This window comes from Micromonospora sp. RTBAU3-60, from assembly GCF_054963695.1.
Genome location: NZ_JBUEGB010000017.1, coordinates 48268 through 68483 on the forward strand (window position 1 = coordinate 48268; position 20216 = coordinate 68483).

Sequence of the window (20216 nt, forward strand, 5' to 3'; positions counted from 1 at the left end):
AGGCGCTGTTCACGTCCATGTTGCCAGGGGTGGGCTTCCGCAAGATCGATTGAATCGGTAATGATAGACAAACCCCTATGCGGTTCGGGTTCGTCCCGGGCCGGCTCACCCCGTCCGGGCGGACACCCCCTTCGCCCGGGCGTCCTGCCTGGAGGCACCATGCGTCGACATGTGCTGGCCGGTCTCGCGACCGGCGTCCTCGCGGCGACCCTGCTCGCCGCGCCGGCCGCGGCGGCGTCCCCCGACGTCGTCCTCAGCGAGATCTACGGTGGCGGTGGCAACACCGGCGCCACGTACCAGAACGACTTTGTCGAGCTCTACAACCGATCCTCCGCCAGCGTCAGCCTCACCGGCTGGAGCGTCCAGTACGCCTCGGCGTCCGGCAGCAGCTGGTCGGTGACTGCACTGTCCGGCTCGATCGCCGCGGGCGGCCGCTACCTGGTCAAGCTCGCCTCCGGCGGCACCACCGGCGCGGCCCTGCCCACCGCCGACGCCACCGGCACCACCAACCTCTCCGCCGCCACGGGCAAGGTCGCGCTGCGGACCACCACCACCGCCCTGACCTGCTCCACCGGCTGCGCGTTCGCGGCCGGCAACCGGGACTTCGTCGGCTACGGTTCGTCGGCCAGCAGCGCCGAGGGCACCCCTGCGCCGGGCGGCTCGAACACCGCCTCCGTCGCCCGCACCAACCCCGCCACCGACACCGACAACAACGCGGCCGACTTCGCCGCCGGGACGCCCACCCCGACGAACGCCGCCAGTGGCGGCGGGGGCGGCGGGTCCTGCCCGACCGGCACCCGGATCCGGGACATCCAGGGCGCCGGTCACCTCGCCGCGCTCACCGGCACCCGTACCACCAGGGGCATCGTCACCGCGAAGTCCAGCAGCGGTTTCTGGATCCAGGACCCCTGCCCGGACACGTCCGACGCCACCTCCGAGGGGCTCTACGTCGCCACCTCGGGCGCGCCCACCGTCACCGTCGGCGACGACGTCTCGGTCACCGGCAGCGTCAGCGAGGTACGCCCCGGCGGGGCGACCAACAACCTGACCATGACCACCCTGGCGTACTCCAGCAAGAGCACCCTCGGCACCGGCAAGCCGCTGCCCGCGGCGACCGTGGTCGGCACCGGCGGCCGGGTGCCGCCGGGCGCGGTCATCGAGGACGACGCCACCGGCAACGTGGAGACCTCCGGCACCTTCGACCCGGCCAGCGACGGCCTCGACTTTTGGGAGTCGCTGGAGGGCATGCGGGTGCAGATCGCCGCAGCGGCCGTGGTCGGCCCGACCAACAAGTACGGCGAGTTCCCGGTCGTGCCCGGCGGCTCCGGCGTACGCAGCGCCCGCGGCGGCATCGTCACCCAGGCCGGCGACTTCAACCCGGAGCGGGTGATGGTCGGCGACACCCTGGCCGCCGCCCCGACCGTGACCGTCGGCGACACCTTCGGCGCCGCCCTGACCGGTGTGCTCAGCTACGACTTCGGCAACTACTTCCTACTGCCGTCGTCATTCCCGGCCCGGGTGTCCGGCGGGCTCACCGCCGAGACCACCACCGCCGCGGGCGCCGGCCAGCTCGCGGTCGCGACGTTCAACGTGGAGAACCTCGACCCGGCCGACCCGCAGAGCAAGTTCGACGCCCTAGCCGGCCAGATCGTCACCAACCTCCGCTCGCCCGACCTGTTGGCTCTGGAGGAGGTCCAGGACAACAACGGGCCCACCGACAACGGCGCGGTCGCCTGCGACCAGACCATGAGCAAGCTGATCGCGGCGATCAGCGCCAAGGGCGGCCCGTCGTACGCGTACCGGCAGATCAACCCGACCAACGATGCGGACGGCGGTGAGCCGGGCGGCAACATCCGCCAGGTTTTCCTGTTCCGGACCGACCGCGGGCTCTCCTTCACCGACCGGCCGGGCGGCACCGCGACCGCCGCCACCACGGTCAACAACGCCGGCGGGGTGCCGCAGCTGTCGTACTCGCCGGGGCGGGTGAAGCCGGCCGACACGGCGTTCAACGCCAGCCGCAAGCCGCTCGCCGGCGAGTTCCGCTGGAACGGACGGCCGCTGTTCGTGATCGCCAACCACTTCAACTCCAAGGGCGGCGACCAGCCGCTGATGGGCCGCTACCAGCCCCCGGCCGCGTCGTCGGAGACCCAGCGCCACCAGCAGGCGACCATCGTGAACGGGTTCGTCGACTCGATCCGCGCCGTCGACCCGAACGCGGCGATCGTCGTCCTCGGCGACATCAACGACTACGAGTTCAGCCGGACCGCCGACCTGCTGGTCGGCTCCGGGGAGCTGGTCGACCTGCCGCGCACGCTGCCGGTGGCCGAGCGCTACACCTACGTGTACGAAGGCAACTCGCAGGTCCTCGACCACATCCTGCTCTCCTCCTGGCTGGCCACCCAGCCGTACGCCTACGACGTGGTGCACGTCAACAGCGAGTTCCCGACCCAGGTCTCCGACCACGAACCCCAGGTGGTCCGGCTGACCTTCTGACCGGCCGCGGCGCCGCCTGGTGCGAAAAGCACTGGGCGGCGCCAGCGGGCCGAGCTACGGTCGGGGCATGCAGATCAGGCGCACCACCGTCGCGGCCGCGCGAGCTTCCCGCTCGCCGGTTGCCGCCGCCTGACCGACCCACTTTCTCGCCGGCGACCGGAAACGGTCCGCCGGCGTTGTCGTGTCGTCACGCCCACCGCCCGCGCGGCGGACCCTTCCGGTCGCACCGACCCGGAAGGCCCATGCCATGACACCCGATGAGATCGTCCGCACCTTCCTCGACCACTACCATCGCCGAGATCACCGGGACGCGCCGGAGAGTTCCCTGATCCCGCCGCCCGGCGACCCGGTGCTCTTCACCACCTCCGGCATGCACCCGCTCAGCCCGTACCTGCTGGGCCGGCCCCACCCCGGCGGCCGGCGGCTGGTCGACGTGCAGCGCTGCCTGCGCACCACCGACCTGGACGAGGTCGGCGACCGCACCCACCTGACCGTCTTCGACATGCTCGGCTCCTGGTCGCTCGGCGACTACGACATCGCGACCAGCCTTCGCTGGGGGCATGAGCTGCTCACCGGCGGCTTCGGCATCGATCCCGGACGGCTGCACGCGACCGTCTTCGGCGGCGACGAGCAGGTCGGCCCGGACGAGACGGCCTGGGCGACCTGGACGGAGTTGGGCGTGCCGGTCGAGGCGACCGGCGCGGACAACTGGTGGGACAACGGCCCGACCGGCCCGTGCGGGCCCGACTCGGAGATCTTCGTGTGGACCGGGGACGGGCCACCCACTGGCACGCCGAGCACCGACGAGCGGTGGCTGGAGGTCTGGAACCACGTCCAGATGCGCTACCACCGGCACGACGACGGCCGGCTGACGCCGCTGCCGATGTCCAGCATCGACACCGGGATGGGGCTGGAACGCCTGGAGATGGTGCTGCGCGGCGGCCGGTCGGTCTTCGAGGGCGACGGCCTGCGGCCGTGGGTGGACGCCGTCCGCGAACGGTGGCCGCTGGACGGCCCGGACCTGCGGATCGTCGCGGACCACCTGCGCTCCGCCGTGGTGGTGCTGGGCGACGGCGTACGACCGGGCAACACCGGGCGCGGGTACGTGCTGCGCCGGCTGATCCGGCGGGCGCTCACCGTGCTGTGGCGGGACGACCCGGCGCGCGTCCTGACCGAGCTGCCCGAAGAGGCGTACGTGGACACGCTGCGCCGGTTCCGGCAGCGGGCGGAGGTGGCGCCGCTGCGCGCGGTGCTCCTCGACGAGGAGCGGCGCTTCCGCGGGCTGCTGCGCCGGGGCCGCCCGCTGGTCGACCGGCTCCGCGGGCGCGGGCCGCTCAGCGAGCGCGACTACCACTGGCTGCACGACACCCACGGGCTGCCCCGCGACCTGGTCGACGGCCTGCTCACCGAGACCGGCTGACCCGGGCAAAGGACACAGGAAGATAACTCAGGGTTCATGGCCAGCGAAGATCGTTAGCCTCGATGGCTAACCGGACGACGTCGTCTGGAGTTAGGTGGAGGATGGATGAACCTTCGGCGGAAGGTGGTGTCGCCGGTCGCGGCGGCCGGCGCACTTGCCATCATCACGAGCCTCACCGCGGGCGCCCTGCCCGCGGCGGCACAGGCCGCTCCGGCGGCTGCGGCAGCTGGCGCCCCGATCACCCATGAGGAGAATCCACGGGTTCCCGTGGGGGCGGCGTGGACGGAGGCGTACTTCCCGTCCTCGGACGGGAGTGACGTCGAGCTGCACGCCGACGTGCTGCGCCCGGCAAACCTGCCGGCGGACGCGAAGACACCGGTGATCCTGTCGGTGGGTCCGTACTTCTCGCACGCGGGGCAGACCAGCCCCGAGGGATGGGACCGGGTCGGGCCGTCGGCGCGTTTCCAGGACTTCATCGACGGCGCGCGGCTCATGGAGCGTGGATACACCGTCGTGATGGTCGACCTGCGCGGCTTCGGTGGCAGCACCGGGTGCCTGGACTTCCTCGGCCCGGGGGAGCAGGCCGACATCAAGGCGGCCGTCGAGTGGGCGGCGAGCCAGCCGTGGTCGACTGGCAAGGTGGGCATGTACGGCAAGTCGTACGACGCCAACACCGGGCTGGCGGCCAACACCCTCAAGCTCAAGCCGCTGCAGGCGATCGTCTCCCAGGAGCCGACGTGGAACAGGTACAACTACCTGTTCAGCAACGGGGTGCCGCGTTCCAACGCGACCAGCACGCCGCGGAGCTACTACTCGATCGCGACGATGGCCCCGCTGGCCGATGACAGCGACCACTACAAGGCGAACGCGGCGTACGAGAAGAGCCACCCCGAGTGCGAGAGTGACAACCTCACCAACACCCAGAACCCCGACCCGAAGTCGTCGTTCTGGCGGGCCCGTGACTTCGCCTCCCGCGCCGCCGGGTCCCAGACGCCGCTGTTCGTCACGTCGGGCTTCATCGAGGACAACACCAAGCCCGAGGAGATGCAGAAGTACCTGGCCAACCATCAGGGTCCGGAACGCGGTTGGCTCGGCCCGTGGGAGCATGTGCGCGGTAACGAGACCAACGCCAAGGGCCAGCTCAAGATGGGACGGGCGGGCTGGTTCGACGAGGTGATGCGGTTCTACGACCAGTACCTGCGCGGCATCGAGCCGTCGGTGACCGACCCGGCGTTCTCCATCGAGGACAGCCTCGGCCACTGGCGCGCCCAGCCGACCTGGCCGGTGACCAACGACGCGTACAAGGTGCGGCTGTCGCCTGGGGAGTATGTCGACAGCGGCAGCAACGCGCAGGTAGCCGCCCTGTCGACGACGGCGCCGCAGGCCGACGGCTTGGACATCGAGTACGCGCCGGAGGCCGGCTCGCCGACGACTGACCAGGCGACTGTGCTCAGTGCCGACGCACCCGGCAGCAGCTACTGGAGCTGGTCCACGCCCGCCGCTGAGCAGGTGCGGATCACGGGCTCGCCGGAGATCACGCTGAAGACCAGGGGTCAGGGCAATGTCTGGGTACGGCTGTGGGACGTCGCTCCGGACGGCAAGGCGACCATGTTCAACGAGAACGTCGCGGTGCTGGACCACAGCGGATCGAGCTCGTTCGAGCTGAAGGCGACGGACTGGACGTTCGAGCCAGGGCACCAGCTGGGGGTCCAGATCGGGACCATCGCCTCGAGGGGCTGGCGGCCCGTCCCCTCGGGTGAGACGATCGCCGTCACCGACGCGCGGCTCGCCCTCGAGGTGCAGGACCCGCGGTTCGACTCGCCGACCCAGGGTGACCGCTCGCCGTACCTGGACACGTACGTGAGGGCGAACAGCACCACGCTCAACGACGTCGGCACCGGCACCTTCCCGCTGGGCGTCGCAAAGCAGGGATGACCAGATGGCTGCCCGGCACCGGCCTGTGCGGGTGCCGGGCAGCCGCCCGTTACCGCCGTGCGACTCGCCGAGGCGACGCGGGAGGCAGCGGAAAGTGCGTCCGGCGCCGCGATCCGTCACGATGACCTCCGAGAGACCGTCGCCGGGCCGCGCCGCGCCGGCCCGACGACGGTACGGCCGGAAGGAGATTTGTGTCGTCCTCGTCCACCCTGCTGTCCCGCCGCGACCTGGCGTTCCTGCTCTACGACTGGCTGGACGTGGCTCGGCTGACCGAGCGGCCCCGCTACGCCGAGCACTCCCGGGAGACCTTCGACGCGGTGCTGGACCTCTCCGCCCGGGTCGCCGCCGAGCAGTTCGCCACCCACAACAAGGCCGCCGACGCGGCCGAGCCCACCTTCGACGGGCGCCGGGTGCACACCATCCCGCAGGTCAAGGCCGCGCTGGACGTCTTCGCCCAGACCGGGCTGCTGGCCGCCACCATGGACACCTCGATCGGTGGCATGCAGTTGCCGCACGCGGTCGCCGCCGCCTGCTTCGCCTGGTTCCAGGCCGCCAACGTCAGCACCGCCGCGTACCCGTTCCTCACCCTCGGCAACGCCAACCTGCTGCTCACCCATGCCAGTGCCGAGCAGATCGACACCTGGGTGCGGCCGATGGTCGAGGGTCGGTTCTTCGGCACCATGTGCCTGTCTGAGCCGCAGGCCGGCAGCTCCCTCGCGGACATCACCACCCGCGCCGAGCCGCAGGACGACGGGACGTACCGGCTGGTCGGGACCAAGATGTGGATCTCCGGCGGAGACCATGAGTTGGCCGAGAACATCGTGCACCTGGTCCTCGCGCGGATCCCCGGCGGCCCGCCCGGGGTGAAGGGCCTCTCGCTGTTCATCGTCCCGAAGGTGCTCCTCGACCCCGACGGCACGCTCGGCCCGCGCAACGACGTGGTGCTGATCGGGCTCAACCACAAGCTGGGCTACCGGGGCACCACCAACACCCTGCTCAACTTCGGCGAGGGAGTGCACCGCCCGTACGGGCGGCCAGGGGCGGTCGGCTACCTCGTCGGCGAGCCGCACCAGGGGCTCGCGCAGATGTTCCACATGATGAACGAGGCGCGGATCGGCGTCGGCGCCGGCGCCACCGCCCTCGGCTACACCGGCTACCTCAAGTCGGTGGCGTACGCCCGCCAGCGCCCCCAGGGCCGGCCGGTCGCCGACAAGGACCCGACCAACCCGCAGGTGCCGATCGTGGCGCACGCCGACGTCCGCCGGATGCTGCTGGCGCAGAAGAGCTACGTGGAGGGGGCGCTCGCGCTGATCCTCTACTGCGGCCGGCTGCTCGACGAGGAGAAGACCGCCCCCGCCGAAGCCGACCGGAACCGGGCCCATCTGTTGCTGGAGCTGCTCACCCCGATCGCCAAGAGCTGGCCGTCGCAGTGGTGCCTGGCCGCCAACGACCTGGCCATCCAGGTGCACGGCGGCTACGGCTACACCCGCGACTACGACGTCGAGCAGCACTGGCGGGACAACCGGCTCAACGCGATCCACGAGGGCACTCACGGCATCCAGGCGCTGGACCTGCTCGGCCGGAAGGTCACCATGCGCGACGGGGCTGGGCTGGAGTTGTTGCTGGAGACCATCCGGGCCACGGTGACCCGGGCGTGGAAGGCGGAGGGGGAGGCGGCCGGACTGGCCGGGCAGCTTGGGACGGCGACCGACCGCATCGCGGTGGCCACGCGGCGGCTGTGGGGGACCGGTGATCCGGAGCTGGCGCTGGCCAATGCCTCGCTCTATCTGGAGGCGGTCGGGCATGTGGTGATCGGGTGGATGTGGTTGGAGCAGTTGCTCGCCGTGGAGGCTCTGGGTTCGCCGGACGGGGCGGAGGGGGAGTTCCTGGCGGGGAAGCGGCAGGCGGCGCGGTACTTCTTCCGGTACGAGCTGCCGCGGACCGGGGCGCAGTTCGACCTGCTGGACAGCCTCGACCGGACCACCTTGGACGCCCGAGAGAGCTGGTTCTGACCATCGGCGAAGAGAGCCGGCGTTACTGACAAGGGCGGCTACTGCCCGGTGCTTTGCCTCGGCCCCACTGCACCTGGAACACTACCGGGGTGTCGAAGTCGTCGCTGGTGGCATCGGCGGTCGGGAACAGCCGCCGCAGCAGCACGAAACGGATCCACACGCCGTCGCGTTGCGGTACCACGATCGACTCCCCGATCTCGGAACCTTCCACGCTGCAGCTGGTCTCCGGGGTTACCACATAGAAATAGATGCCACGGTCGCTGACCGCTGTCAGCCCGATCTGGATCGACTCGTCGGTCGTCGAGACTTCGTGACGCCAGCTTGCAGTCACCTTCTGCGTACGCGGAAGCGTGGTGCTCGTCATCGTCGGTGCCGCTGCGGTGCGACTGCTCGTGGCAGGGCCGGCCGAGACGCCGGGAGGGGTGGAGCCGGTGACCTGCGGCCTCCTCGGGTCGCGGTCGAGCGCGAGGATGCTTGCGAGCCCGGCGGCGGCGACCACCAGACCTGCGGCTACCGACCACGGGAGAAAGCGGTGCCGTCGAGGCTGCTCGTACGTCCCTGCCGGAGTCTCGCCCGGGGTGCCCGCGGCACGGTTGCGGACCAGTGCGATCCGATTGCCGCCGTTGCGGCTGCGGCGCTGCGGAATCGGCTGGCCCCGGCCGCGCAGCTCGGATTCCACCTGGTGAAACAGGGTGTCCATGTCGAGCGGATCCGGGCCGCCGGGTACGCCGTTCTCCAGGGCACTCAGCAGCGCCGCGGTGAAGGCGGTATACCTGTTTCCCGGTGGGGCCAGGGCCAGCGTCGTCTCAGCGGTGGCAGTCATCAGGTACGTGCCGTCGATGACTGCGTGGTCGGCCAGCGGCCCCGGTGCGGCCATGAAGCCCGACATCGCCCGCCCGCTGAAACAGCAGTCCAGAATCACCACCTTCGCCCGGCAGCGCCGCGCGGTCGTGACCACCTCCCGGCGTACCTGGGCGAAGTGCACCGCATGATGCAGCGCGTTCGCAGCACCGCCGACCAGCGCGAGCTCCAGCTCGCCGTTGTCCAGCAACCCGTGGCCCGCGAAGTACACCACCAACGCATCGGTGGCCGACGCGGCCGCTTCGTGGATCGGGTCGAGGATGTCCTGAGCAGTGACCGGATCCACGACCACGTGGCAATTCCCCGCGGGCAAACCCCACCGCTCGGCGTCGGTGAGCACGGCGGACAGGGCGGCTACGTTGGCCGCGGCGGCAGGGATGCCCGGCATCCGGGTGTACGCCGAGACACCGACCAGCACGGCCCGCGACTTCGCCGGATCGGGCAGGTAGGCGGCCGTGGTCACTGCGTGGCCTGATCCGATCCGCCGTTCTCCCCAGCCAGGAACTGCCGGATCACGTCGGCGTTTCCGGCGTCGCCGCTCGGCAGGGTCAGGGTGGCGCCGTCCGCCCGTGTGATCGTGACGGTCTCGCGACGTGAGCGGGAACGGTGCCATGCCTCAAGGGCCAGCGCAAGACTCGAGATCGCCGTCGCCTGCCCGAGCACCACATCGATGATCTCCAGTGCGCCGAGTTTTCCCGGGTCTGCCGGACCGGGCCTTACCTCAGCGCCTCTGATCAGGCTGGCGTCGACGCGCAGCCAGTCAAAGAGCTCAGCCGAAGCTGCGGCGTCGTCCATACTGATCCGTATCTGCATGCCGCCCCTTCGCCGCCCGCCCGAAGGCCATCAGTGACCATCCATGATATGCACCGGGCCCATTCGTGATCGCACGATCACGGTCGGCTCCGATCGGCTCTCACTGCATATCGGCCGCTTCGCCACTACTCGTTGATGAGCTGCTCTCGAAGAATGTCTGCGTGCCCACAGTGCTGGGCAAGCTCGCGCAGCACGTGGAGATACACCCACCGCAGCGGAACCGGGCCCCGCCGGTGCCCGTGAAGGATGTCGTCCAGACCCAGGGACGACGTCGCACGGCGGGATGCTTCGCAGGCTTCGCGGTGTGCGTGCTGGACGCTGGCAATCGTGTCGTCGTCATCGAGGATGAACGACTCCTCTGACGTCGCCGGGATGCCGATTTCAGCGCGCGACCGGCACGTGACGGCTTCGTCAAACCAGACCTTCTCGACGAAGGTCGCGTGCTTCACAAGACCCAGCAGCGTGGTCCGGGAGGCCACCAACGATCGGCGCACCTGTTCCTCTGTCAGCCCGTCCAAGCAGCCGTTGAGCGCGCCGCGGTGCTCGTCGAGGAACGCCTCGAACTGGGCACGGGCTGGCTGGGCGACGACCTGGTCGGCGAAGGTAGGCGGATAGGAAGGCATGGGCGAAGCATTCCAGACCGTCGCCCAGGAGCAACAACGGACATCGGCACGAGCCGTCGCTGACTTGTCCGTCTCGCAGGTGCGGCCTCTGACGCCCGATCGGCGGCATGACAGTGCCCTACTCCGTGAAGTAGGCGGCGCTCTCTGCGTCTGCCGGGTAGTAGGACTCGATCGCGACCTCGTCGATCGTGATGTCCATCGGGGTGCCGAATGTGGTGATGGTCGAGAACAGCCGCAGCTCTCGTCCGTCGACACGAAGGATCATCGGGATCACGACGTCGGTGTCGATCCGTTGGTTCGACGCGTCGTCGGGTTCGGGTGCCAGCAGTTCTTCGTAGAGTGCGGTGAGCTCAGGGTCGGGAGCAGCGGCGAGCTGGCGTGAGATCCGGGTGCGGAACACCGCGCGCACGTCGGCCAGATTGACGACCAGGCGAGCGAACCCGCGCGGGTCCAGTCCCAGCCGCACCAGGTTGACCGGCGGCCGCAGCAGGTCGGGAGCCACCTGCGCGAAGAACGGGTCGACCGCGCGATTGGTCATCAGGATGTTCCACCGGCGATCGAAGACCACCGCCGGATACGGCTCGTGCGCGCGGAGAACCCTTCGGATCGCGTCGTGGACGGCCGACAGTGCGTTGTCGTCGAGCGGACGCTCGGCGTACCGGGGTGCGAAGCCCCCGGCGAGCAAGAGCCGGTTGCGATCACGTAGCGGCACGTGGAGCTGATCCGCGAGTCGGAGGATCATGTCGGCGCTCGGCTTGGACTTACCCGTCTCGACCAGGCTGACGTGACGAGCCGAGACGTCCGCAGCGATCGCAAGGTCCAGTTGGCTGAGTCCCCGGCGTTGCCGCCACTGCCGCAGGAGTTCCCCGACCGTGTACACGATCATGCAGCGTACGCATCGTTGCGCCGGACGCCATGAAATCCGAGTTCATCGACAATCGAGGCGGCCGCGGAAACACTGCGTCCATGACCACGGAGAACAAGAGCATCGTCCAACGGGCGCTGGCAGGGTTGATCGAGACAGGTGACGTTGATGCACTCGCCCAGTTCCTGAGTGATGACTTCGTCCACCACAGGCCGGGTTCCACTACATCGACCAAGGGGGAATGGCTCGCCGCCGTCCGCGCTGCGCTGGTGCCGCTCGTCGGCATGCAGGTCGAGATTCATCAGGTGCTGGCCGACGGTGATCACGTCGTGGTGTACTCGCGGCGCTGCCTTCCCCATACAGGACCAGAGATCGCTGTTGTCGACATCTGGCGGATCGACGATGGGCTGATCGCCGAGGGGTGGGAGATCATCGAGCCGGTGGCCCAGGTGGCCGCCAATCTGGTGTGGTGGGAAGCTGCTCAGCGCTGACCGTGCGTGAGCCACCGCTTGTGAGCAGTAGGTCACGTGCGGGGATGGCCGGTGATGCCGTCCAGGATGGTGATCAGGTTGTGGTGGAAGGTCTCCTCGGCGTTGAGGTGGGCGCCGTCGATGACGAGCCGGGCGACGGTGGGGTAGCGGCCTGTTTCGAGCATGCGTGTCAGGTAGGGCCCAAGGGTGGCCTGCCAAGCGGACAGGTCGGTGCCGGTTGAACGGGCGGTGCGGCGCTCGGTGATCTCCCTGCGGAGCGCTCCGACGATGAACGCGTTGAGGGCCCCCAAGGCCCGCTGGAGATCGTCGATACCACGCACGCCAGGGGCCTGGCTGAGCGCCGCCGCGGTCGATTCGCCCACGGCGAGCGCGTGAGGTCCTAAGTGTGGCCTTGCGCCGAGCAGGTCGGCGAACCACTCATGATCAAGAGCGGCATCGCGGGTCCGGTGAACGATGGCCAGTACCGTGGCGCGCCACTCGGAGTGCTGGCCGGCCTCGGCGATCTGGGCATACACGGCGTCGACCATCAGATCGAGCAGTTCGGACCTGTTGATCACGTAGTCGTAGAGCCGCATCGGACCGATGCCGAGCTCTTTGGCGATCTTGCGTACCGATAGCCCGTCGAGACCGTGTGCGTCGGCGATCCGGATCGCCGTGGCGGCGATCTTCGCGCGGCTCAGCGGCACCGGCGCCGCCCGCGGCTGAGGCTCGGGCCGTTCCCAGACGGGCAGCGGTGCGCTACCGTACGGCGTATCCATGAGGTACAGCGTACGGTAACGGAGATGATGATGCGAATTGCGATTGCCGGTGGTGGCCTCGGCGGCCTGACGCTGGCCCGAATCCTGCACCTGCACGGCATCGGCGCGGTGGTGTACGAACGCGAGGCGAGCCGATCCGCGCGATCACAGGGCGGATCGCTAGACCTGCACCCGGAGTCCGGGCAACGGGCCCTGGCCGATGCGGGCCTCGCCGGCCGATTCCGGTCCGAGGCACGGCCGGAAGGCGAAGAACATCGCATCCTCGACCCGGCCGGACGCACTCTCGTGCACCACAAGCCACAACCGGGCTCATTCTCCGGACGCCCCGAGATCGACCGCAGCGCACTGCGTGATCTTCTGCTCGATTCGCTCCCCGGCGACGCGGTGGCCTGGCAGCACCGGCTCGTCGCGGCGACGCCACGACCCGACGGAGGCTTCGCGCTGACGTTCGATGGCGGCCACAGCGCCGACTGCGACGTCCTCATCGGCGCGGACGGCGCACGCTCGGCCGTCCGGTCGCTGCTGACCGACGCGACACTGTCCTCCGTGGCCACCTTGGTAGAGCTCAGCATCAGCGACGCCGACCGGCGCCACCCGGATCTCGCCGAGCTGGTCGGCCCCGGAAACCTCTGGTGCATCGGCGTGAACCGGATCCTGGCAGCACAACGCCTCGGCGACGGCAGCATCCGAGTCGGCATCTCCCTACCCGCGGACGACCGCCACCTGGACACCTACCGCAGCAAGCGCGCGCTGCTGGACATGTTCGATGGCTGGGACCCCAGCCTCACCGCACTCATCGAAGCCGGCGACAGCCCGCCGACCCCACGCAGGATCGAGGCGATGCCCACCGGTGCACGCTGGACCCACCAACCGGGCGTCACCCTCATCGGTGACGCCGCGCACCTCATGCCGCCGGTCGGCGAGGGCGCCAACCAAGCCATGCTCGACGCCGCCGAACTCGCCGCCGAACTCGCCACCAACCCCGCCGACCCCGACTCGGCGATCCAGACGTACGAGGAGGCGATGTTCAGCAGAATCCACCCGATCGCCGAAATGTCCGCACGAGTCCAAGCAATGATGCTGTCCCCCACCGCAGCCGACGACATCATCCGCTTCTTCACGCCGCGGCCCATCGAGCCGGCACTCGCAGATTGACAACGCGCAACGCAGCCGGTGAGCATTCTGCGGCCGAGCGACGAGAAGTTCCATTGCAGCGACGGCTCCTACCGGTGGATCGCGCCCGATCCGGAGTACGACGGGGTATTGACTCGCCCGGTGACTGTCAGAGCGTGCCCGAGTTCGGCCAGTGCGACCAGTGGGTCGTCGATGGCAGCGTCGGTTGGTAGCGCCCTGGATCTCCCGTTGTCAGGACCTCCGCGATCAGCCGGTAGGTTTCCGTCTGGCTCGGCAGCACGTCGTCGAAGACCGGCTGATGCCACTCCTCTAGGCGGAGAATCTCCGGTATGTCGTTTGGGATCCGGGCGCGCAGCTCGTCCTCGGTGGCCAGCAACAGGTTGCGGTGGGTCGGCACGAGGCGGCGCAGGGCATCCACCATCAGTTCTCCCGGCGTCGTGGTGAGCGGCACGCTGTGCCCGCGCAGCACGAACGGCGGAAGGTGCTCGTCGACAATCTCTTCGAGGTTTTCGATACGGCTGTGGAAGTCCCCGTTTTCAAACCCCGGCTCGCCGGAGGTCAGGCAGTTGCCGAACACGTGCAGGACGTCGAGGACGGCCTGGGCGCGAGGGTTGTAACCAACCAGCTCCACCACCAGAGCCCACCGATCAGCGTCGCGATAGGCGTGAAGCCTGCTGTCGATCGGGTAGTAGTAGCCGTTCTCCAGGTCGACGAAGACCGCCTCGTCCGCCGCCGCGTCGAACTGTTCCAGGATGGCACCGACATCGACCACGCGATCATGGTGCCAGGTGGCACTGCATCTGACTCATCGAGGAAACAGCGGGTGGGCGTTCCGCGTGCCTTGTCGGCGCGGCTCGCGGCGCTTCCTCCGCAACTCAATTGCGGCGGGAGCGCGTCGAGACTGCCGCGCGAGTACCGTCGGCTATGGCGGCCCGCCGGAGTAGCGGCCGGCGGCCCGCCGCCCAGACCGCTACCTGGGAGCCGACGATGACCGATCCCGCGACCTTCGGCGCGCGCCTCCGCGCCCATCGCGAACGTGCAGGTAAAACGCGTCCAGTTCTCGGTGGGCTTGTCGGCCGCAGCGCCGAATGGGTCAAGGCCCTGGAGAACGGCCGACTCCTCCCGCCCCGCCTGCCTATGTTGCTCCGCCTGGCCGAGGTGCTCGACATCTCCGACCTGGCGGACCTTACCGGCGACCAGTCCCTGCCGGTGGCGTCGGTGACCCGCGCCGGCCACCCCGACGTCGACAACGTCGCCGCCGCCATGCAGCGCGCTGCGGTGCCGGTCGGCGAGCCGATGCCCGTCGACGTGCTGCGCGGCCTGGTCGACCAGGCGTGGGCTCTGTGGCACCGGTCGACCGTCGAGCGTACGGCGGTCGCGACAGTGCTTCCGGGGCTGCTGGCCGATGCGCAACGCAGCGCCCGCCGGCTGGACGGCCTGGCCCGCCGCCAGGCGCTGGTCGAGTTGGCGCGCGTCTATCACCTTGCCCAGTTGTACCTGGCCCACCAGCCGTATCCGGAGTTGGTGTGGCTGGCGGCCGACCGGGCGATGCTCGCCGCCCAGGATGCCGATGACCCGGCTGCGATCGCCGTGGCCGCCTGGTATTACGCCCACGTCTACCGTGGCGCGAATCAGGTCGACGCTGCTGAGCAGGTGCTCGTTGACGCAGTCGGCCTGGTTGACCCGGCTGCGGGTGCTGAGCAGTTGGCCCGATGGGGGCAGGCGCAGCTCGGCATCGCGCTCGGACACAGCAAGGCCGGACGGGCCGGGAAGGCATGGCGCGCGTGGGACGCCGCCGAGAAGGCCGCGAGCCGGCTCGGCGACGGGTACGCCCATCCCTGGCTGATGTTCGGGCCGGCCGCCTGCGCGGCTTACGCGGTGACCATCGAGACGGACCTGTGTCGACCTGGTGAGGCCGTGCGTCGGGCCGACACGACGGACTTCCGTGCCCTGCCGTCGCACACCCGTCGGGCTGCCGCCCTGATCGAGGCCGCTCGGGCGCACATGCTGAACCGGGGCGAGGTCGCGGCGATGCACCTGCTCGGCCGGGCACTGCGGGAGAGCGTGGACACAGTTCGCCACCAACCGTTTGCCCGCACTGTTGCCCTGGAGCTGTCGAGCCGGCCGGGCACGGTCGGGGAGGACGCGCGGGAGCTGGCTCTCGCGATCGGGGTGATGGGGTAGCCCTCCCTCGGGTACAAACTGTCCCCGCCGCCATCCGTGACCGCTCGTAGCGTCCAGGTCACTGACGGCGGCGGGGATCTTTGGCGCGAGAGAGCCGATACGGCCTGACGAGACCTTGCCGCCTTCCGACGCTCGACGTGGAGACGGAACCTGTGGCGATCTGGTCCGAACTGTGCAAGCTCGTGCGGTGGCTGTTCCGGCGGCCGGAGCCGCCGCCCCCGGGCATCGGGCAGCGGTACCAGGCGAGCGAGCAGATGGCGGCGCAGCGGCGACTGCTCGACCAAGCGGAGCGGTTGCGGGACACGCAGTGGCACCGTGAGCCGACGCAGATCGTGCCGATGACGCTGGGCCAGCGGGCCGACTACGGGACGAGGGGCCACCGGTGAGCCGGCAGGGAGCAGGCTCCCATGGCAGGTCGGCTTCACGCGGGCAGCGCGTCTCGTACGACAAATATTTGCTCGCGACCGCGCTGATCCTCGCCCGACGACACCGGCCGGTCTGGTTCTGGCGGAACTGGCGGCACATCTGCTGCTGCGGTGCGGGGCCACTGGCCGGTCGGAGAAGTCGAGTGAACGACGAGCGGGAGCTGGCGATCCTCGCGGTGCATGTGCGCGGTCTCGACGGGATGTGCGTCGGGTGCCGGGCGTGGTGGTCGCGGCTGGCTCCGTACCCGTGTTGGCAGGTGGAGTGGGCGACCAGCCGGCAGGCGTGGGTCATCACCGCGCGTTTCCTGGGGGTCCGCGGGTGACCACGCACGGGCCGGTGCTGCCGATCTGGACCTGCGGCGGCTGCGGGGCGCCGTGGCCGTGCGCGACCCGGCGGCGGGAGCTGCGGGCGGAGTTCGAGGATGCCCCCGTCTCCCTGGCGCTCTACATGGGGGCGCAGCTCGTCCGCGCCACCGCGGATCTGAGCTGGGCGCCCGCCGGCACGTTGCATCGGCGCTTCCTCGGCTGGCTGCGGTGAGCCTCCTGCGGCCGGGCGACGAGAAGTTCCACTACAGCGACGGCTCCCACCGGTGGATCCCGCCCGACCCGGACTACGACCAGGAGGTCTGGGACGAGCAGGTCCGCCAGCACAAGCAGGGCCATCTGCGACACGAGCACCCGAAGGTGCGCGTGCAGCGGCTCGTGTGATGCCAGCGCTGCTGGACCGGGTACGACTGCCTCAGCTCGGGCTCGTGATGAGCAGGGTGCTGTGCTGGCTCCAGAGCCACTGTAGGTACTGCTGCACTTCCTCCGGCGTGGCGACCCATCCGTTGTCCATGTAGGTGAGGATGCGTTTGATCTCGCCGGGTACGAGGTCGTAGGCGGTCGCTCCGGTTTCCGGGACGGGTGTGTCAGGGGAGACGGCCACGGGGAGTGGGATCAGGGGGAGGCGAACCCCAGCCCTGGTGAAGGCTTTGAGGACCGTGAGGTAGACGCGGGCCAGGTGGTAGGGCGAGACAGCGAGCGCGAGGCTGGTGATGCCGCGGGTTCGGACCTGGTTGACGATCCACGCGGCCTGCAAGCCGGTGTTGGGGGCCGGCTCGGCTTGGAGGTGGACCCCATTGGTACGACGAAGGCCGAGACTCCGCAGGTAGTCGAGCGTGATCTCGACGTAGGTCTGTTCAGCCGGGTTCCCGTTCGCCACCAGGAGGTGGCGGAGCGTCGGGTTCGCCTCCCAGCTGCGGATCGCGTGAGTGAGACGCCATTCTTCGCCCTGACCGGTCGCTACCACGAGCGCGTCGACGTGGTCGGCGGCTGACCGGGGCAGGGTCAGGATCATCGTGAGGGCTTTCATGACCGCCAGAAACTGGCCGGCTGTGAAGCCGGCCAGATCCTCTTCCGCCACCACCCGAGGCGCCGGCTTGTCGGGATTCACCGAACTGCCCCGGCCGCCTGGTCGTGCGGGCCGGTGCGCAGGAGCAGGGACGCCAGATCGTCGGAGACCATGCATGCGATCTTTCCAGCCCTCATCGAAGCCATGGTCCCAACCACTTCCGATACGGCGGAGGGATCGCGTTGACGTGCAGGGCCGGGGCGAGACAACGGTCGTACGACGCCGCGAGCGACCTACAACCCTGGTCGTATGCCATCGCAACTCTGGCACGACGACCCGTGGCCATGCCGGTACATACGCTGCTGCCGGTACCCGTCATGCGAGCGAAGGGATCCTCGATGTCCGTCCGCCACCTGCTTGCCGCCGCCAACGCCGCCCTGATCGGGGCATTCGGGCTTGCCGAACCGGCGGCCGCGCACGTCTCGGTCCAGCCGGCCGCCGTCAGTGCCTACACCATGAGCCCAGGGCGGATCGGGGCCATCGTGGCCGCCGTGCTGGCGCTGATCGGCGTGGTCCTCGGCGGGCTGGCCATGGCCCGCTCCGCCGGTCGGATCGGTGCCGGCAGCGGGCGACGCGGGGCCGTCGTGGCCCTGGCGCTGGGGCTGATCGGCATGGTCATCGGTGGGCTGGTGGTGGTCACCGCCGACGGTGGTCTCGGCACCGGCAACGGGCTCGGCGGGGGCGTCGTGGCCATGGTGGTGGGGCTGATCGGCGTGGCCCTCGGTGGGCTGACGCTGGCCCGCTCCCGCCGTGTCGGCTGACCCCGGGCACGGGCCGGGGCAGTGCCGCGTGTGCTGGGCTCCGCCGGCTCGTACCCGGGGCAGGTCCGGGCCGGTCAGCTCTGCTTGGTCTCCCAGAAGATCTTCGAGATCTCCTCGATCTTCGCGAGCAGTTGCTCGGCCACGGCCGGGTCCGGAGAACCCTTCGCGCCGCCGGCGCCGGCCAGCTTGGTCGCCTCGTTGAACAGGCTGTGCAGCTGCGGGTACTTCTCGAAGTGCGGCGCCTTGAAGTAGTCGGTCCACAGCACCCACAGGTGGTGCTTGACGAGCTCGGCCCGCTGCTCCTTGATGATCAGAGCCCGGGTACGAAACTCCGGGTCCTCGTTCGCCTGGTACTTCTCGGCGATCGCCTTGATCGACTCGGCCTCGATGCGCGCCTGCGCCGGGTCGTAGACCCCGCACGGCAGGTCGCAGTGAGCGCTCACCACGGTGCGCGGGGTGAACAAACGTGACAGTCGCATGGGTTCCCTTTCTCCGAGTGGTACTGCTGAACGCTAAAACCTCCACCGCACTTCAGGTCAACGCGAGATGGAGAGGTCATGATCACGTCACCGTCGGAAGACCCGGGGCGGGCGGGGGAGATACCTTGAAGGATGCTGTGACCCGTTGGGGCCGTCCGAAAACCCTGCTCAGGAGAGTGCATGGCAGCGCGTACCGATCTCGTCGAAGACCTGATGAGCCGTTTCCCGCACGTGCCGCGCGAGGCGGTCATCAAGGAGGACCTGCTGCGCGGCGGTCTGGCCTTCGACGACTCGGCCCTGACCGACAACGAGCACGGCGACGTCAAGCCGAAGTCGTACTTCATCTTCTCCTTCGACCACCGCACGCTGCCTGAGCTGGGCACTGCCGCGCTGCGGCGGCCGCCGGAGGAGATCGTGCTCACCGGCGGGCCGTACGGGCTGCGCCGCACCGTGGTCTCGGTCCGCACCAACCCCGGCTCGCCGTACCGGGTCAAGAGCGACGACGAGGGACGGCTGCGCCTGTTCCTGGACGACCGGCCGATCGCCGAGGTCGGGCTCCCGCCGATGCCGGACTACTACCGGCACACCCTCGCCAACGGCAAATCGGTCATGGAGGTCGCCCCGACCATCCAGTGGGGCTACCTGATCTATCTGACCGCCTTCCGGGTCTGCCAGTACTTCGGCGCCAAGGAGGAGTGCCAGTACTGCGACATCAACCACAACTGGCGCCAGCACAAGGCGGCCGGTCGCCCGTACACCGGGGTCAAGCCGGTCGACGAGGTCCTCGAGGCCCTGGCGATCATCGACAAGCACGACACCGAGAAGGCCTCCCAGGCATACACCCTCACCGGCGGCAGCATCACCTCCCACGTCGGGGGGCTGGCCGAAGCGGACTTCTACGGCCGGTACGCCCAGGCGATCGAGGAACGCTTCCCGGGCCGGTGGATCGGCAAGGTCGTCGCCCAGGCCCTGCCCCGCGCCGACGTGCAGCGCTTCCGCGACTACGGGATCCAGATCTACCACCCCAACTATGAGGTGTGGGACAAGCGGCTGTTCGAGCTCTACTGCCCCGGCAAGGAGCGCTACGTCGGCCGCGAGGAGTGGCACCGTCGCATCCTCGACTCCGCCGAGGTCTTCGGCCCGCGCAACGTCATCCCGAACTTCGTGGCCGGCGTCGAGATGGCCGCCCCGCACGGCTTCACGACCGTGGACGAGGCGATCGACTCCACGGCCGAGGGCCTGCAGTACTTCATGTCCCGCGGCATCACGCCGCGGTTCACCACCTGGTGCCCGGAGCCGACGACGCCGCTCGGCCGGACCAACCCGCAGGGCGCGCCGCTGGAATACCACGTCCGGTTGCTGGAGGTGTACCGGGCGGTGATGGAGGCCAACGGCCTGTCCAGCCCGCCTGGTTACGGCCCGGCCGGCCCTGGGCGAGCGGTCTTCTCGGTCAGCTCGTTCATGGACAGTCTCCCCGGCGAACCCGAAGCGGACCGGGCCTAGCCCGCGGCCGCCTGGTCGCGGGCCCAGGGCCGCTCGGCGTGGGCCGGCTCGGCGTCAGGGATGGAG

General features: G+C 69.6%; 21 protein-coding genes. 13 read left to right on the plus strand and 8 right to left on the minus strand.

From position 1 onward, the window contains the following. Positions 1 to 159 precede the first annotated feature (159 nt). From ACY34I_RS18690 to ACY34I_RS18705, 4 genes are all read left to right on the plus strand, one after another. A complete protein-coding gene (locus tag ACY34I_RS18690) occupies positions 160 to 2493 on the plus strand; it encodes a lamin tail domain-containing protein (protein WP_462756264.1) in 2334 nt (777 codons plus the stop codon). Positions 2494 to 2740: 247 nt separating this feature from the next. After that, the gene (locus ACY34I_RS18695) at positions 2741 to 3913 is read left to right on the plus strand and encodes an alanine--tRNA ligase-related protein (RefSeq protein ID WP_462756265.1); all 1173 of its coding nucleotides are present in this window, start codon (positions 2741 to 2743) and stop codon (positions 3911 to 3913) included. Positions 3914 to 4018: 105 nt separating this feature from the next. Then, a complete protein-coding gene (locus ACY34I_RS18700) occupies positions 4019 to 5848 on the plus strand; it encodes a CocE/NonD family hydrolase (RefSeq protein ID WP_462756266.1) in 1830 nt (609 codons plus the stop codon). Positions 5849 to 6039: 191 nt separating this feature from the next. Next, positions 6040 to 7860, plus strand: a complete 1821-nt coding sequence (locus tag ACY34I_RS18705) for an acyl-CoA dehydrogenase (RefSeq protein WP_462756267.1) — start codon at positions 6040 to 6042, stop codon at positions 7858 to 7860. Positions 7861 to 7882: 22 nt separating this feature from the next. Here the strand turns inward: ACY34I_RS18705 and ACY34I_RS18710 are convergent, their stop codons facing one another. The 4 genes from ACY34I_RS18710 to ACY34I_RS18725 all read right to left on the minus strand — a co-directional run bounded on the left by ACY34I_RS18710 (position 7883) and on the right by ACY34I_RS18725 (position 11043). Then, positions 7883 to 9184, minus strand: coding sequence for a caspase family protein (locus ACY34I_RS18710; protein WP_462756268.1), 1302 nt, complete (start codon positions 9182 to 9184; stop codon positions 7883 to 7885). Then, positions 9181 to 9534, minus strand: a complete 354-nt coding sequence (locus ACY34I_RS18715; RefSeq protein ID WP_462756269.1) for an effector-associated constant component EACC1 — start codon at positions 9532 to 9534, stop codon at positions 9181 to 9183. Before ACY34I_RS18715 ends, ACY34I_RS18710 begins: the two co-directional genes overlap by 4 nt. A gap of 125 nt (positions 9535 to 9659) precedes the next feature. Next, entirely contained in the window at positions 9660 to 10157 is a 498-nt protein-coding gene (locus ACY34I_RS18720) for a DinB family protein (protein ID WP_462756270.1), read from the minus strand. 118 nt (positions 10158 to 10275) lie between these two features. Next, complete coding sequence (locus ACY34I_RS18725; RefSeq protein WP_462756271.1) at positions 10276 to 11043, minus strand: helix-turn-helix domain-containing protein; 768 nt, start codon at positions 11041 to 11043, stop codon at positions 10276 to 10278. Positions 11044 to 11123: 80 nt separating this feature from the next. On the opposite strand from ACY34I_RS18725, the gene ACY34I_RS18730 reads away from it, so the two are divergent. Then, the gene (locus ACY34I_RS18730; RefSeq protein ID WP_462756272.1) at positions 11124 to 11513 is read left to right on the plus strand and encodes a nuclear transport factor 2 family protein; all 390 of its coding nucleotides are present in this window, start codon (positions 11124 to 11126) and stop codon (positions 11511 to 11513) included. Between the two features lie 32 nt (positions 11514 to 11545). Here the strand turns inward: ACY34I_RS18730 and ACY34I_RS18735 are convergent, their stop codons facing one another. After that, positions 11546 to 12199, minus strand: a complete 654-nt coding sequence (locus ACY34I_RS18735) for a TetR/AcrR family transcriptional regulator (protein ID WP_462756273.1) — start codon at positions 12197 to 12199, stop codon at positions 11546 to 11548. On the opposite strand from ACY34I_RS18735, the gene ACY34I_RS18740 reads away from it, so the two are divergent. After that, positions 12143 to 13426 (plus strand): FAD-dependent oxidoreductase, encoded by a 1284-nt coding sequence (locus tag ACY34I_RS18740; RefSeq protein ID WP_462756274.1) that lies wholly within the window; start codon positions 12143 to 12145, stop codon positions 13424 to 13426. The genes ACY34I_RS18735 and ACY34I_RS18740 overlap by 57 nt on opposite strands. A 127-nt stretch (positions 13427 to 13553) precedes the next feature. Here the strand turns inward: ACY34I_RS18740 and ACY34I_RS18745 are convergent, their stop codons facing one another. After that, entirely contained in the window at positions 13554 to 14177 is a 624-nt protein-coding gene (locus ACY34I_RS18745) for a DUF7003 family protein (protein WP_462756275.1), read from the minus strand. Between the two features lie 215 nt (positions 14178 to 14392). On the opposite strand from ACY34I_RS18745, the gene ACY34I_RS18750 reads away from it, so the two are divergent. From ACY34I_RS18750 to ACY34I_RS18770, 5 genes are all read left to right on the plus strand, one after another. Continuing rightward, the gene (locus ACY34I_RS18750; RefSeq protein WP_462756276.1) at positions 14393 to 15589 is read left to right on the plus strand and encodes a helix-turn-helix domain-containing protein; all 1197 of its coding nucleotides are present in this window, start codon (positions 14393 to 14395) and stop codon (positions 15587 to 15589) included. Between the two features lie 152 nt (positions 15590 to 15741). Beyond that, the gene (locus ACY34I_RS18755; protein ID WP_462756336.1) at positions 15742 to 15975 is read left to right on the plus strand and encodes a hypothetical protein; all 234 of its coding nucleotides are present in this window, start codon (positions 15742 to 15744) and stop codon (positions 15973 to 15975) included. Positions 15976 to 16157: 182 nt separating this feature from the next. Continuing rightward, complete coding sequence (locus ACY34I_RS18760; protein ID WP_462756337.1) at positions 16158 to 16337, plus strand: hypothetical protein; 180 nt, start codon at positions 16158 to 16160, stop codon at positions 16335 to 16337. Continuing rightward, complete coding sequence (locus tag ACY34I_RS18765; RefSeq protein WP_462756277.1) at positions 16334 to 16552, plus strand: hypothetical protein; 219 nt, start codon at positions 16334 to 16336, stop codon at positions 16550 to 16552. The genes ACY34I_RS18760 and ACY34I_RS18765 overlap by 4 nt, the downstream gene beginning before the upstream one ends. Next, a complete protein-coding gene (locus ACY34I_RS18770) occupies positions 16549 to 16722 on the plus strand; it encodes a hypothetical protein (protein WP_462756278.1) in 174 nt (57 codons plus the stop codon). The genes ACY34I_RS18765 and ACY34I_RS18770 overlap by 4 nt, the downstream gene beginning before the upstream one ends. Before the next feature lie 31 nt (positions 16723 to 16753). Here the strand turns inward: ACY34I_RS18770 and ACY34I_RS18775 are convergent, their stop codons facing one another. Further along, complete coding sequence (locus tag ACY34I_RS18775; protein ID WP_462756279.1) at positions 16754 to 17449, minus strand: YdcF family protein; 696 nt, start codon at positions 17447 to 17449, stop codon at positions 16754 to 16756. A 296-nt stretch (positions 17450 to 17745) separates the two neighbouring features. Here ACY34I_RS18775 and ACY34I_RS18780 point away from each other — a divergent pair, with 296 nt between their 5' ends. Continuing rightward, positions 17746 to 18168 (plus strand): DUF6223 family protein, encoded by a 423-nt coding sequence (locus ACY34I_RS18780; RefSeq protein ID WP_462756280.1) that lies wholly within the window; start codon positions 17746 to 17748, stop codon positions 18166 to 18168. A gap of 74 nt (positions 18169 to 18242) precedes the next feature. Here the strand turns inward: ACY34I_RS18780 and sodN are convergent, their stop codons facing one another. Beyond that, positions 18243 to 18647, minus strand: a complete 405-nt coding sequence (gene sodN, locus ACY34I_RS18785) for a superoxide dismutase, Ni (protein ID WP_148798036.1) — start codon at positions 18645 to 18647, stop codon at positions 18243 to 18245. 180 nt (positions 18648 to 18827) lie between these two features. Between sodN and ACY34I_RS18790 the strand changes: the two genes are divergently transcribed. Further along, positions 18828 to 20150 (plus strand): radical SAM protein, encoded by a 1323-nt coding sequence (locus tag ACY34I_RS18790; RefSeq protein ID WP_462756281.1) that lies wholly within the window; start codon positions 18828 to 18830, stop codon positions 20148 to 20150. Positions 20151 to 20216 lie beyond the last annotated feature (66 nt).

What these genes read in the sequence shown, in the direction of transcription:
- sodN (WP_148798036.1), bottom strand. Translation starts at nt 18,647, where the DNA reads ATGCGACTGTCACGTTTGTTCACCCCGCGCACCGTGGTGAGCGCTCAC.
- ACY34I_RS18695 (WP_462756265.1), top strand. Translation starts at nt 2,741, where the DNA reads ATGACACCCGATGAGATCGTCCGCACCTTCCTCGACCACTACCATCGC.
- ACY34I_RS18730 (WP_462756272.1), top strand. Translation starts at nt 11,124, where the DNA reads ATGACCACGGAGAACAAGAGCATCGTCCAACGGGCGCTGGCAGGGTTG.
- ACY34I_RS18715 (WP_462756269.1), bottom strand. Translation starts at nt 9,534, where the DNA reads ATGCAGATACGGATCAGTATGGACGACGCCGCAGCTTCGGCTGAGCTC.
- ACY34I_RS18750 (WP_462756276.1), top strand. Translation starts at nt 14,393, where the DNA reads ATGACCGATCCCGCGACCTTCGGCGCGCGCCTCCGCGCCCATCGCGAA.
- ACY34I_RS18700 (WP_462756266.1), top strand. Translation starts at nt 4,019, where the DNA reads ATGAACCTTCGGCGGAAGGTGGTGTCGCCGGTCGCGGCGGCCGGCGCA.
- ACY34I_RS18720 (WP_462756270.1), bottom strand. Translation starts at nt 10,157, where the DNA reads ATGCCTTCCTATCCGCCTACCTTCGCCGACCAGGTCGTCGCCCAGCCA.
- ACY34I_RS18780 (WP_462756280.1), top strand. Translation starts at nt 17,746, where the DNA reads ATGTCCGTCCGCCACCTGCTTGCCGCCGCCAACGCCGCCCTGATCGGG.
- ACY34I_RS18725 (WP_462756271.1), bottom strand. Translation starts at nt 11,043, where the DNA reads ATGATCGTGTACACGGTCGGGGAACTCCTGCGGCAGTGGCGGCAACGC.
- ACY34I_RS18690 (WP_462756264.1), top strand. Translation starts at nt 160, where the DNA reads ATGCGTCGACATGTGCTGGCCGGTCTCGCGACCGGCGTCCTCGCGGCG.
- ACY34I_RS18790 (WP_462756281.1), top strand. Translation starts at nt 18,828, where the DNA reads ATGGCAGCGCGTACCGATCTCGTCGAAGACCTGATGAGCCGTTTCCCG.